The organism is Streptomyces verrucosisporus, assembly GCF_017114865.1.
Classification (GTDB): Bacteria; Actinomycetota; Actinomycetes; order Streptomycetales; family Streptomycetaceae; genus Streptomyces; species Streptomyces fenghuangensis.
Window position 1 is genome coordinate 84,006 of sequence record NZ_JADEYH010000011.1, and the last position, 13,666, is coordinate 97,671.

Sequence of the window (13,666 nt, forward strand, 5' to 3'; positions counted from 1 at the left end):
TGTGGCGGTGTGAGCCAGCACAGCGACACCTCCCCGCCCGCGGGCACCGGCGGCCTGCCGGTCCTGGCCGCGCCCACACCGCAGCGGATCAGGGACGAGCTGGCCGAGCTCGTCGTCACCGATCTGCTCGGCCCCATCGGGGGCGAGACCGAGGAACTGCCCGGCAATCCGGCCGACCACTACATCATCGGGCGGCTCGCGCCGGGCGGCGCTGTCTCCGGCGGCGAAGTGACACCGTCCGGGCAGCTGATCGAGCCGGACGAGCTGGACGGGAACCCGGTGGCCGCGATCCCGGACACCGAGGAGGGCGACCACGACCCCGACGCGCCCAACGTGCCCAGCCTCCAGCCCTCCGCCCTGGGCATGACCTTCCGCGTCGACGGCTCGGTGGACGAACTGCGGGTGCACTGCTCGTGGGCCCGCTACGAGCCCGGCCCCTCCCACGACCCGGAACAGACGGGCAGGGTCTGGCACCGGCGGCCCTTCTCCGGCCCCGTGACGGTGAGGCTGCGGGAGGAAGGGCCCGTCGAGGCCGGGCCCGTGCTGCGCGGGGAGTTCCCCCGCGTCGTCGTTCGCGGCAGGGCCCGCAGACACGACGGGGACTGGCTCGTCTCCCTCTTCCTCGTCAACGGACAGGATGGACAGAACGGGCAGGAGGCCGGCGGGCGTCCGAGTTCACGCAACTGGCTCTTCCAGGCCCGGATGTCCGTCCGCGGCGCCCCGGGGACCGCCCCCTTCCTCCCCCGCCGCACCACCGACCGGCCCGGCGGTGACACCGCCGACCGGGCCGAGCGCCGGTCGCTGGCGATGGCCTACCGCTTCCACCCGGAGTTCGCCGTCGGGCACGGCACCGGGGTGCACGCGGAGACCGCGCCCGGCGATCCGCTGCGCGCCGAGGAGATCTCCACCGTCGCCGCCCCCTCCTACGAGATCCCGCACACCGACGTCCCGGACCCGCACTCGGAGCAGGACGCGGACCTCGCCGAACTGCGCGACCTCGTACTGGACATGAGGGAGCTGTGCGAAAAGGACGACCCCGCGGCGCTACAGGCCGCCCTGCGGCCCCTCGTCGAGGGATACCGGTCCTGGATCGCCCGCGCCGGGGAGAGGATCGCGGACCCCGACGCCCGCCTCGACGGATACGGCACGGAGGCCCGCGAGGCCCTGGAACGCGCGGAGGAGGCCGCCGCGCGCATCGAGGAGGGCATAGCCCTCCTCGCGGAGGAGGCCGCGTTCGACGCCTTCCGGTTCGCCAACCGCGCCATGTGGCTGCAACGCGTCCACACCCTCGCCGCCGCCGCCCGCCGCCGCGACCCCGGCCTCCCCCTGGACGCGGCCGTCGCGGCCGCGGACGTACCGGGGAACCGGAGCTGGCGGCCCTTCCAGCTCGCGTTCATCCTGCTCGGCCTGCCCCCACTGGCCGACCCCTCCCACCCGGACCGCGCCGACGGCGAACGCGGCGACGGCGAACGCGCACTGGCCGACCTGCTCTGGTTCCCCACCGGCGGCGGCAAGACCGAGGCCTACCTCGGCCTCACCGCCTTCACCCTGGCCGTCCGGCGGCGCATGCCCCGCCTCGGCGGCCTGGACGCCGAGCACGGCGTGGCCGTCCTGATGCGCTACACCCTGCGGCTGCTCACCATCCAGCAGTTCCAGCGCGCCGCCGCGCTGATCTGCGCCTGCGAGACGATCCGCCGCGCGGACCCGGACCACTGGGGAGCGAACCCCTTCCGCATCGGCCTGTGGGTCGGCGGCCGCGTCACACCCAACACCACCGACCAGGCCGAGGCCTGGCTCAAGGACCGCCGCAAGGACGGAGGGCGCGGCCTGCGGGGCCGGACCGGCTCCCCCCACCAGCTCACCAGCTGCCCCTGGTGCGGCACCGGGCTCGACGCCGGCCGGGACATCACCGTCGACCCCGCCCTCCGCCGCACCTTCGTCACCTGCCCCGACGTCTACCACTGCCCCTTCGGCGAGGGGGCCTTCGGCGCGGCACCGCAGGAGCGGGGGCTGCCCGTCCTCGTCGTGGACGAGGAGATCTACCGGCTGCCGCCGAGCCTGGTCATCGCCACCGTCGACAAGTTCGCCCAGCTCCCCTGGCGGGGCGAGACCCAGACCCTCTTCGGCCAGGTCGCGCGCCGCTGCACCCGGCACGGCTACGTCACCGCCGACGCCGCCGACGGCGAGTGGGAACGCGCCACCCACCCGGCCCGCGGCGGCCTCCCGGCGGCCCGCACCGTCGACGCGCCGCGCATACGCCCCCCGGACCTGATCGTGCAGGACGAGCTGCACCTGATATCCGGCCCGCTCGGCTCCCTCGTCGGGCTGTACGAGGCCGCCGTCGACCGGCTCGCCACCTGGGAGGTCGAACCGGGCCGCACGGTGAGGCCGAAGGTCATCGCCTCCACCGCGACCGTCCGCCGCGCCCACCGGCAGATCAACGACCTCTTCAGACGCCGCACCGCGGTCTTCCCGCCCCCCGGGCTCGACGCCGACGACAACTTCTTCGCCCGCCGCCGGCCCACCTCGGCCAGGCCCGGCCGCCGCTACGTCGGCATCTGCGCACAGGGCGTGCGCACCAAGTCGGTCGCCATCCGCGTGTACGTCGCACAGCTCGCCGCAGCCCAGCTCCTCCACGACCGCTACGGGCGCAACGAGATCACCGACCCGTACATGACCCTGGTCGGCTACTTCAACAGCCTGCGGGACCTCGGCGGCATGCGGCGCCTGGTGGAGGACGACATCTCCACCCGCCTGACCCGGACCGACCGGCGCGGCCTCGCCAGGCGGCACGCCGACAACGTCGCCGAGCTGACCTCGCGCATGTCCTCGGACACCATCCCCGGCATCCTGGAGAAACTCGAACTGCCCTTCACCGACCGGCCCAAGGGGTCGCCCCGCCCCATCGACGTGCTGCTGGCCACCAACATGATCGCGGTGGGCGTGGACGTCTCCCGGCTCGGCGTGATGGTCGTCAGCAACCAGCCCAAGTCCACGGCCGAGTACATCCAGGCGACCAGCCGCGTCGGCCGGCGGGACCCCGGACTGGTCCTCACCCTCCTCAACTGGGCCCGGCCGCGCGACCTGTCGCACTACGAGACCTTCGAGTCCTTCCACGCCTCCGTCTACCAGCACGTGGAGGCCCTCTCCGTCACGCCCTTCGCCGACCGCGCCGTCGACCGGGGGCTCACCGGCGTACTGGCCTCCCTCGTCCGCGACCTGAAGCAGGAGTACAACGGCAACCGCGGCGCGCAGTCCTTCGACACCCGCGGGGAACTGGCCGACCACGTGGTGCGCCACCTCCAGCGCCGGGCCGAGGGCGTCACCGGCGAACGGCGGGTGGGCGGCAAGGTGCGCGACCACCTCGACCACCGCCTGGACCACTGGGAGCAGCGCCGCAGGGAGCCCGGCGCCGTCCTCGGCTACCGGAAGGCGCGGCGCCGGGGCGATGTGACCCCCCTGCTGCGGGAGCCGGACGGCACCCGCTGGCAGCTCATGACCTGCCCCACCTCGCTGCGCGAGGTCGAACCACCGGTCCGGCTGCTGTTCCTGGGCGACACCGGCCGGGACCACGCCGCGGAACCGCCCTTCACCCCCCGCCCGCAGGCCGGGGAACCGCACGACGACCCCCGGGAGCAGCCGTGACCACACCGGCCAACGGACCGCTGCGCGTGGGCGAACTCCGCCCCAGCCAGTTGCTGCACACCTACGGCATCGGCTCGGTCACCGACCTGCCCAACCTCTCCACCATGGTCCTCGGCCTCGACCACTGGGAACTGGAGAAGGCCACTCCGCTCACCGAGGACCGGCTGCTGGCCGCCGTGCGCCGACGCCTGGGCCCCCAGGTCGCCGCGCTGCGCACCCCGCCCCACCTGCCCGAGACCACCAACCCCTTCGACGAGTGGGCCCGCGTCGGCGTCCCCGTCGCGCTCTTCCCGCGCTGGCTGCGCTGCTCCCGCGAGCGGTGCAACCGGCTGGCGCCCGCCTCCTCCGGCCTGTTCGAGCTGGTCGAGAACTTCTTCCACCCCGAGGAGACGCGCTACGTCCACAACTGCCACGGCCAGGGCCGCGGCAGGCCGACCGCGGTACCCGCCCGCTTCCTGCTCGCCTGCCCCGCCGGGCACCTGGACGACTTCCCCTGGATGTACTTCGTCCACCGCGGCGCGCCGCACCCGGACGACTGCATCCTCGAACTCCTCGAACGCGGCACCATGGGCGAGGCCGCCAACATCTTCGTCAGGTGCTCCTGCAAGGACGTCAAAGCACGCTCCCTGGCCGAGGCGATGGGCGCGCGAGGGGAGCGGGAACTGCCCGCGTGCCGGGGACACCACCCCCATCTGGGCACCTTCGAGGAGTGCGGCGAGAAGGTGCGCACCATCGCGCTCGGCGCCACCAACAGCTGGTTCGCCTCCCAGCTGAGGATCTTCAGCCTGCCCCGCGCCCAGGAGCCGCTGGTCCAGGCCGTACGCGAGCACTGGAACCTGCTCTCCCTCCTGACGGCCGTCCCCGCCGACGCGGCGAAGACACTGCTGCCCACCCAGACGTGCTGGCCCGACCTGGAGCCCTACGGCGTCGACAGGGTGTGGGAGGCGGTCACCAGGGAGGCCGCGCACGTCGCCACCGGACAGCCCGGACAGCCGGGACAGCCGGGGCAGTCCTCCGAGGAGGACGACTTCGACCTGGCCACCCCCGAGTGGCGGGCCTTCACCAAGCCCCACCCCTACGACCTGCCCGACTTCACCACCGAACGCGAACCGGTGCCCGCCGGAGCCTCGGGCTGGCTCCACCGGGTCGTCCTCGTCCACCGGCTGCGCGAGGTCGCCGCGCTCACCGGCTTCACCCGCATCGACGCCCCCGAGTGGCTGCCCCGGAGCGACGACCCCACCCAGGAGCGGAGGCGGACCGCCCCGATCTCCCGCGAGGCCCCGACCTGGGTGCCGTGCGCCGAACTGCGCGGCGAGGGCATATTCCTGGCCTTCGACGAGGAGAGAGTGGCCACCTGGGAGAAGGACCCCGCCGTCCTCGACCGGGAGAAGGTCCTGCGCGGCGCCCACCGCACATGGTGCCTGGCCCGCGGCATCGCCGAACCCCACTGGCCCGGCATGCGCTACGTCCTGCTGCACACCTTCGCCCACGCCCTCATCCGGGAGCTGGCCCTGGAGTGCGGCTACGGGGCCTCCGGCATCGCCGAGCGCGTCTACGCCCGCACCGGGGACGAGCCCATGGCGGGCGTCCTGCTCTACACCGCCGCGCCCGACAGCGAGGGCACCCTGGGCGGCCTGGTCTCACTCGGCCGGCACGAGAGCCTGGGGGCCTCCATCGAACAGGCCCTGGCCGCCGCCCGGCTGTGCAGCTCCGACCCGATCTGCGCGGAACACGACCCGCGCCTCCACGGACGCCTCCACGGCGCGGCCTGCCACGCCTGCCTCTTCGCCGCGGAGACCTCCTGCGAACGGGGCAACCACTACCTGGACCGCTCCCTCCTGGTCGAGACCCTCACCGCAGGCCCCGGGGCCTTCCTCCCATGACGCCCGCCCTGGCCGGACTCCTCGCCGACCTCGCCGGGCGGCTCCCGCGGGACCGGACCCGCGACTGGGCCGGGAGGCTGGGCGGCGCCCACGGCCCGGACGACCCGGCCCTCGACCGGTTCGCCGCGCGGCTCCCGACCGCGGGGCTCGCCCACCACCTGGCCCGCGTACGGCAGGCCTGGCGGGAGGAGGCCCCGCAGCTCACCGGGGCGGCCCTGGCCCTGGCGCTGGAGGCGTCCGCCGTCCAGTACGAGACCTGCCGTCCCGGCCGGCTCGTCGAACCGGTCGTCAGCGGCCCGGTGAGCCCGTCCATACCGGTGCGGCTGACCAGCGGCGTGGCCGTCGACGTCATACGGTCCGCCCGGGAGACGCTGATCGTCGCCAGCTTCGCCGCGTACGGCGTCGGGGACGTCGTGGAAGAACTGCGACGGGCCGTACGGCGGGGCGTCATGGTCGATCTGCTGCTGGAGGAGTCCACGGCGGCCGTCCGGGCCTTCGCACCGCTCCACGGGCACGTCCGGGTCTGGCACCGGACGGACGGCACCCTCCACGCGAAGGCCGTCGTCGCCGACCGGCACACCGCCCTGCTCGGCAGCGCGAACCTCACCGACCGGGCCCTGCGCGACAACATCGAGATCGGTGTGATCGTCCGCGACCCGGAGGCCGTGGACCGGATCGCCGACCACCTCCGCTGGCTCGTCCGCCCCGGCGAAGGGCCCCTCCGGCCCGCCCGCACCGACGGCGCCTGACGGCCGCGGCTTACGGCGCCGCCCCCGGCAGGGCCCTCACTTAACCATGTGCTTGCAGCCCAGGACGTCCTTGCCGTCCTGGTTGTCGTCGACCTTCTCGCCGTCGACGGTGATGGTGCAGGGCGCCGGCTTGAGCATGCCGTCCTCGCCCGGGACCGAGCCGGGCACGACCGACACCAGGACGCCGACCTCCTGCTCGGCCTTGGTCAGGGAGAGCTCGACCGTCTTCTTCCACGGGAGCGTGACCTGCTCGGCCTTGTTCCCGTCCGCGACATAGGCGATCTGCGTCTTCCCGGTGCCCTCGACCTCAAGGGTCACCTCGCGCACCACCTCACCGCCCTTGTCCGCGCCGCCCTCGCCGCCGCCCGGCTCCTCGCTACCGGAGGCCGAGGGGGCGGGCTTCCCCTCGGCTCCCCCGTCGTCCCCGCCGCCGCATCCCGTCAGCAGCACACCGGAGACGATCAGAGCCAGTCCTGCGGTCGCCCTGCGCACACCCATTCCCCCTCGCGGATCGAAAGCCGCCCGGGACGTCTCCCGGACGGCGCCGACGATCCTAGTCGGCCGGACCGGCCCAGCGGCTTGGGGGCAGCCCTGTTCACCGGCCGGAGCGGCCGTGGCGGCCCGCGCACACCGCTCGGGGCCACCGTCTCGTGGGTCGTGTCCGTCGGGCACCGCGCCGGGGGCACCGGGCGGCGCCGGGCGCGGTGCCCGACGGTCGGCCGCCGTTTGCGCCACCGCCGGATACCCGGACGGGTGGAAGCCCACCGGGCTCCGCGCCGACCGCCCACTCCCTCATGACGACCCATTACCTTTCTCCCTATTTGAACCGTTATCACATAGGCGCTTTTCGCCTGTGCGGACCAGGAAGGCGGGAAATCCATGAGAGCTGCGAAGGCCCTGCTCATCGGGTGCTCGGTGGGCACTCTGCTGCTGGGCGGCGTCACCGCCGCCGAGGCGATGGGCTGGGAGCACCCCGGCGCGCGGCAGGGCGGACAGGGCGGGCACAGCGGACAGGGCGGCGGACAGGGCGACCACCGGGGCGACCACGGGAGCGGCGGGCGCAAGCACAGCGACGGCCCCGACCGGAACCAGGACAACTCCAGGCACCACAACACCGACAACTCCAAGCGCCACACGGAGGTCTCCAAGCACTCCGTCGACAACTCCCGCCGGGACATCAAGTCGAAGTCCAACCGGGTCGACGGGTGCCAGGGCGTCAACAGCAAGCAGTGCACCCAGGACAACTCCAACCGCCCGGTCCTGATCGGTATGTCCGGCGGCGGCCTCATCGGCCTCATCGGTGGCTCCAACGGCATGACCACCGGCATGACGACCACCGGCACCGCGACCAACGGCATGACCACCGGCATGACGACCAACGGCACCACCACCAACGGCGGCGCGGCCCAGTGGTGCTCCCCGGGCTTCTGGAAGAACAACTACCCCGAGGCCTGGGGCCCGACCGGCTACACCGGCAACGAGACCTACAGCAGCGTGTTCGGCGCGCCGCCTCCGCGCTCACCCCAGGGCATCAGCGCGGGCGCGCCGACCGACCCGACGCTGTTCGAGGTCGTCGACAACCCCCAGTGGTACGGCGGCGACGCCGCGAACAACGTGGCCGACCTGCTGAGCGACGCCCACCCCGACATCGACTACCAGGGCGTACGCGTGGACAACTGCCCGCTCTCGGCCAACCAGGCGGCCAGTGGAAACAACCCGTGACCGCACGTCCACCGCAGGACGCCGGCGCACCGCCGGGCACGGCCTTCCCTCCCCCTCGCACGGCCGCCGGCGAGGGGGAGGGTCCGGTTTGCCACAGCGGACCGAAACACGGGGCGGGCTCCGGCCGCCGGGCACCGCTGTGGGCGACGGGCGTGTCGGTGGTGACCGCCCTCGTCCTGGCGGGCGTCACGCTGACGCACCTGGCCATGCTCTTCCTGCACATCGCCCCGCCCAACGCCGTCACCGCCCGGTACGGGGAGCGGATCGACGCCTACGTCCAGCCGGAGTTCGGCCAGGACTGGAAGCTGTTCGCGCCCAACCCGCTGCAGCGCGACGAGGTCGTTCTGGCCCGGGTGAGGACCAGGGACGAGGACGGCGGCCACCGCACCTCGGAGTGGACGAACCTCACCGCCCGGGACATCGAGGAGATCAGGGGCAACCCGGCCCCCAGCCATGTGCACCAGAACATGCTCCGCCGCGCCTGGGACTCCTACGTCGCCACACACGGCACGAGCGACCGGGACACCGGCGTCCGCGCGGAGCTGGCCACCGCCTACCTCAAGCGCGTCGTCCTCCAGCGGATCGGACGCGAGTGGCGGGGGCGGCCGGTCGTCGCCCTCCAGGTCGGCGCCCGCTTCACGCTGATTCCGCACCCCTGGCGGCCCGCGCAGGGAACCGGGCCGGGCACCGTATCGCGCCGGACGCTGCCGTGGTGGCCCGTGACGGAACGAGACCACGAGGGACTGTGAGTTGAACACCATCACGGCGACGACCGCCGATAGCGGCGCCCCGGCCGCGCCGCGGCCCGCTCCCCCGGGCCACCGCCCGCGCACCCGCCTCGCACGGGCCGCCGGTGCCGCCCGCACCACCCGGGCCCCGTACCAGGCCGCTCTGTTCCGCATCGCCTTCGCCGCCGTCGTCACGGCCTTCCTGCTGCGGGAGTGGCCGCACCGCCGCGTGCTCTACGGCGACCGCAGCCCACTGTCCTTCGACATGGCCCTCACCCTCCTCCGGGAGGGCGGCGGCTTCACCGTGCTGAGCTGGTGGGGCGGGCGGCCGTGGTTCGAGGCCGTCTACGCCCTGACGATCGCGGCGTCCCTCGCCGTGCTGGTCGGCTGGCGCACCCGGACCGCTTCCGTGTTCCTCCTGGTGGGCGTGGTGTCGCTGGAGAACCGCAACACCCTGGTGGGGGACGGCGGCGACAACATCATCCGCATCATGGTGATCTACCTGGTGTTCGTCCGCTGCGCGCGGGTGTGGTCCCTGGACGCGCGCCGCGCGCGCGGGCGGGGAGCCCACGACAGCCCCGACCGGACGGGTGTCGTTCTGTGGTCGGTGACGGGCCTGCTGCTGCTGTGGGCCTTCGGCCCGGGGACGCTCCTCACACCGGGCTGGCCGCTGTTGCTGTGGGCCCTGTGGGCCGTCCACGGCCTGTGGTACACGGTGAACCGCAGACTCCCCGGACACCATCTGCGGACCCTGCTGGACGGCTGCGCGGCCATGGTCCACAACTGCGCGCTACTGGTGATCGCGGTGCAGATCTGCCTGATCTACTCCACGGCGGGCTGGTACAAGATCCAGGGTGGCCGGTGGCAGGAGGGGAGCGCCCTGCACTACGTGCTGCACCTGGACTACTTCACGCCCTGGCCGTGGCTGTCCGGCGCCCTCGCCTCGAACGCTCTGCTCGTCATACTGCTGGGGCACCTGACGGTCGTACTCCAGGTGGCCTTCCCCTTCACCCTCTTCAGCCGGATCAAGAACGTCATGGTGGTGGCGCTGATCGCCGAGCACCTGGGGATCGCGGTCCTGCTCGGCATCCCCTTCCTGTCGCTGGTCATGGTCGCCTGCGACGCGCTGTTCCTGCCGACCGCGCTCCTGCTCCGCCTCGGCCCGCGGTGCGCGGCCCCGCTCCGGCGGGCCGCGGGGCGCCCGCCGGGCCGGGCGGCGCCCCCTCCGGCGGGGTCGGCCGGTCCCTGAGCCCGCCCGGCGCCGCCGGGCACGGCAGCCGGTACAGCCACCGGGCAACGGAAAGGGCCCGTACGACTGGCGTCGTACGGGCCCTTTCGCCGACCGAGAGGTCAGCGGTGCCTCAAGAGGCGGACCGGGTCACTTGACGATCTTGGTGACCTGGCCGGCGCCCACGGTCCGGCCACCCTCGCGGATGGCGAACTTCAGGCCCTCCTCCATGGCGACCGGCTGGATGAGCTCGACCTTCATCTCGGTGTTGTCGCCCGGCATGACCATCTCGGTGCCCTCGGGGAGGGTCACCACGCCGGTCACGTCCGTGGTACGGAAGTAGAACTGCGGGCGGTAGTTGTTGAAGAACGGGGTGTGGCGGCCACCCTCGTCCTTCGACAGGATGTAGGCCTGGGCCTCGAACTCGGTGTGCGGGGTGACCGAACCCGGCTTGATGATGACCTGGCCGCGCTCGACGTCCTCGCGCTTGATGCCGCGGAGCAGCAGACCGACGTTCTCACCGGCCTGACCCTCGTCGAGCAGCTTGCGGAACATCTCGATACCGGTGACGGTGGTCGAGGTCTTCTCGGTCTTGATGCCGATGATGTCGACGTTCTCGTTGACCTTCAGGACACCGCGCTCGATACGGCCGGTGACGACCGTACCGCGACCGGTGATCGTGAAGACGTCCTCGATCGGCATCAGGAACGGCTTCTCGACGTCACGCTCGGGCTCGGGGATGGACTCGTCCACGGCCTTCATCAGCTCGAGGACGGAGTCGGCCCACTTCTGGTCGCCCTCGAGCGCCTTCAGCGCCGAGACGCGGACGACCGGAACCTCGTCACCCGGGAACTCGTACTCGGAGAGCAGCTCACGGACCTCGAGCTCGACGAGCTCCATGATCTCCTCGTCGTCCACCATGTCGGCCTTGTTCAGGGCGACGACGATGTACGGGACGCCGACCTGGCGGGCCAGGAGCACGTGCTCCTTGGTCTGCGGCATCGGGCCGTCGGTGGCGGCGACCACGAGGATGGCGCCGTCCATCTGGGCAGCACCGGTGATCATGTTCTTGATGTAGTCCGCGTGACCCGGGCAGTCGACGTGGGCGTAGTGACGGGACTCCGTCTGGTACTCGACGTGCGCGATGGAGATGGTGATACCGCGCTGGCGCTCCTCGGGCGCCTTGTCGATGTTCTCGAACGCCGAGGCCTCGTTCACGTCCGGGTAGGCGTCGTGCAGCACCTTGGTGATCGCCGCGGTAAGAGTGGTCTTACCGTGGTCGATGTGACCGATGGTGCCGATGTTGACGTGCGGCTTAGTCCGCTCGAACTTCGCCTTCGCCACTGGGGTCCTCCTGTGGACTGGTGCTGTACTCCCCCGCGCTCTGCGGAGGGGTTCAGGTGGTCGTGCCGAACCGGTCAGGACCCCTGAGGGACGACCTTGACCGCTTCGTATCTGGGTGGGCGGGCTGCCGGGGCCCCGTCACCGGGTGGTCTGCACCCGGTGACGGGAGACCCCGAAGGCCTTGTTGTGCTCCAGCCTAATGGGTGGATAGCGACACGAAACGTGCGCTACTCGCCCTTGACCTTCGCGATGATCTCCTCGGCGACGTTCCGGGGAACCTCGGCGTAGGAGTCGAACTGCATCGAGTAGCTCGCGCGACCGGAGGTCTTGCTGCGCAGGTCACCGACGTAACCGAACATCTCCGACAGCGGAACCAGGCCCTTGACGACCTTGGCGCCGGCGCGGTCCTCCATGGCCTGGATCTGGCCACGGCGGGAGTTGATGTCACCGATCACATCGCCCATGTAGTCCTCGGGCGTGGTGACCTCGACGGCCATCATCGGCTCCAGCAGGGCCGGGCTGGCCTTGCGGGCGGCCTCCTTGAAGACCATGGAACCGGCGATCTTGAACGCCATCTCGGAGGAGTCGACGTCGTGGTAGGCGCCGTCCAGCAGCGTCACCCGCACGCCGGTGAGCGGGTAGCCCGCCAGCACGCCGAACTCCATGGCCTCCTGGCAGCCGGCGTCCACCGAGGGGATGTACTCCTTGGGGATGCGGCCACCGGTGACCTTGTTGACGAACTCGTAACCGTCGCCCTCGAGGGGCTCGACCGCGATCTGCACCTTCGCGAACTGGCCGGAACCACCAGTCTGCTTCTTGTGCGTGTAGTCGATCTTCTCGACGGCCTTGCGCAGGGTCTCGCGGTAGGCCACCTGCGGCTTACCGACGTTCGCCTCGACCCTGAACTCGCGCTTCATCCGGTCGACCAGCACCTCAAGGTGCAGCTCGCCCATACCCGCGATGATGGTCTGCCCGGTCTCCTCGTTCGTCTTGACCTGGAAGGACGGGTCCTCCTCGGCCAGACGCTGGATGGCGACACCCAGCTTCTCCTGGTCGCCCTTGGACTTCGGCTCGATGGAGACCTCGATCACCGGGGCCGGGAAGTCCATGGACTCCAGGATGACCGGAGTCGACGCGTCGCAGAGGGTCTCGCCGGTGGTGGTCTGCTTCAGACCCATGACGGCGACGATGTCGCCGGCACCCACGCTCTGGATCTCCTCACGCTTGTTCGCGTGCATCCGGTAGATCTTGCCGATGCGCTCCTTCTTGCCCTTCACGGAGTTCAGCACCTGCGTGCCGGACTCCAGGCGACCCGAGTAGACCCGGATGAAGGTGAGCTTGCCGAGGTGCGGGTCGCTCGCGATCTTGAAGGCGAGCGCGGCCAGCGGCTCGTCCTCGGACGGCTTGCGCTTGATGACCTCGTCGGCGTCGGACGGGGACTGCCCCTCGATCGCCTCGATGTCCAGCGGCGACGGCAGGTAGCGCACGACCGCGTCGAGCAGGGGCTGAACACCCTTGTTCTTGAACGCGGTACCGGTGAACACCGGGGTGACGGTGGTGCCCTCGCCCTTGCCGGACTCGATGGTGATACGGCGGATCGCCGCGTACAGCTGCTCCTCGGAGGGCTCGTTGCCCTCCAGGTACAGCTCCATCAGCTCCTCGTCGTTCTCGGCGACGGCCTCGAGCAGCTTGCCGCGCCACTCCTGGGCCAGCTCCGCCATGTCCGCCGGGATGTCGACGGTGTCGTACATCTCGCCCTTGGCGGCCTCGGCCGACCAGACCAGGGCCTTCATGCGGACCAGGTCCACGACGCCCTGGAAGTCGGACTCGGCGCCGATCGGGACCTGCATGACCAGCGGCTGCGCGCCGAGGCGGTCCACGATCATCTGGACGCAGCGGAAGAAGTCCGCGCCGGTGCGGTCGAGCTTGTTGACGAAGCAGATGCGGGGAACGCCGTAGCGGTCCGCCTGACGCCACACCGTCTCGGACTGGGGCTCGACACCGGCCACACCGTCGAACACCGTCACCGCACCGTCGAGCACGCGCAGCGAGCGCTCCACCTCGACGGTGAAGTCGACGTGGCCCGGGGTGTCGATGATGTTGATGGTGTGGTCGACGTTCTCGAGCGGCCAGTGGCAGGTCGTCGCGGCCGACGTGATGGTGATGCCGCGCTCCTGCTCCTGCTCCATCCAGTCCATGGTGGCAGCGCCGTCGTGGACCTCACCGATCTTGTAGCTCACACCGGTGTAGAACAGGATCCGCTCGGTGGTGGTCGTCTTGCCCGCGTCGATGTGGGCCATGATCCCGATGTTGCGGACCCTGGCCAGGTCAAGTGAAGTGGTAGCCATAAGGCTCAGTCTTCTCTCG

Annotated in this window: 9 protein-coding genes; 6 read left to right on the top strand and 3 right to left on the bottom strand. The window is 71.5% G+C overall.

Going from position 1 to position 13,666, the window contains the following annotated elements:
• Positions 1–9: 9 nt before the first annotated feature.
• Genes drmA through drmC form a run of 3 tightly spaced genes read left to right on the top strand, consistent with a single transcriptional unit; the run spans position 10 to position 6,277 of the window.
• Positions 10–3,645, top strand: a complete 3,636-nt coding sequence (gene drmA / locus IQ279_RS14365) for a DISARM system helicase DrmA (RefSeq protein WP_206348914.1) — start codon at positions 10–12, stop codon at positions 3,643–3,645.
• Positions 3,642–5,528 carry an MrfA Zn-binding domain-containing protein gene (gene drmB, locus IQ279_RS14370; RefSeq protein ID WP_206348915.1) on the top strand — a complete coding sequence of 629 codons (1,887 nt, stop codon included), beginning with the start codon at positions 3,642–3,644 and terminating at the stop codon, positions 5,526–5,528. Before drmA ends, drmB begins: the two co-directional genes overlap by 4 nt.
• Positions 5,525–6,277 carry a DISARM system phospholipase D-like protein DrmC gene (drmC, locus tag IQ279_RS14375; protein ID WP_206348916.1) on the top strand — a complete coding sequence of 251 codons (753 nt, stop codon included), beginning with the start codon at positions 5,525–5,527 and terminating at the stop codon, positions 6,275–6,277. The genes drmB and drmC overlap by 4 nt, the downstream gene beginning before the upstream one ends.
• A gap of 36 nt (positions 6,278–6,313) precedes the next feature.
• Here drmC and IQ279_RS14380 read toward each other — a convergent pair whose 3' ends face one another.
• On the bottom strand, positions 6,314–6,769 hold the full coding sequence (locus IQ279_RS14380) for a hypothetical protein (protein WP_206348917.1): 456 nt from the start codon (positions 6,767–6,769) through the stop codon (positions 6,314–6,316).
• 387 nt (positions 6,770–7,156) lie between these two features.
• On the opposite strand from IQ279_RS14380, the gene IQ279_RS14385 reads away from it, so the two are divergent.
• The 3 genes from IQ279_RS14385 to IQ279_RS14395 all read left to right on the top strand — a co-directional run bounded on the left by IQ279_RS14385 (position 7,157) and on the right by IQ279_RS14395 (position 9,976).
• Positions 7,157–7,999 carry a hypothetical protein gene (locus tag IQ279_RS14385; protein ID WP_206348918.1) on the top strand — a complete coding sequence of 281 codons (843 nt, stop codon included), beginning with the start codon at positions 7,157–7,159 and terminating at the stop codon, positions 7,997–7,999.
• 152 nt (positions 8,000–8,151) lie between these two features.
• Complete coding sequence (locus IQ279_RS14390; RefSeq protein ID WP_206348919.1) at positions 8,152–8,748, top strand: DUF5819 family protein; 597 nt, start codon at positions 8,152–8,154, stop codon at positions 8,746–8,748.
• A gap of 1 nt (position 8,749) precedes the next feature.
• On the top strand, positions 8,750–9,976 hold the full coding sequence (locus IQ279_RS14395; RefSeq protein ID WP_206348920.1) for an HTTM domain-containing protein: 1,227 nt from the start codon (positions 8,750–8,752) through the stop codon (positions 9,974–9,976).
• Positions 9,977–10,105: 129 nt separating this feature from the next.
• On the opposite strand, the gene tuf is transcribed toward IQ279_RS14395, so the two are convergent.
• Together tuf and fusA are read right to left on the bottom strand one after the other, a co-directional pair.
• A complete protein-coding gene (tuf, locus tag IQ279_RS14400; RefSeq protein WP_206348921.1) occupies positions 10,106–11,299 on the bottom strand; it encodes an elongation factor Tu in 1,194 nt (397 codons plus the stop codon).
• Between the two features lie 227 nt (positions 11,300–11,526).
• Positions 11,527–13,647 (bottom strand): elongation factor G, encoded by a 2,121-nt coding sequence (fusA, locus tag IQ279_RS14405; protein WP_206348922.1) that lies wholly within the window; start codon positions 13,645–13,647, stop codon positions 11,527–11,529.
• Positions 13,648–13,666 lie beyond the last annotated feature (19 nt).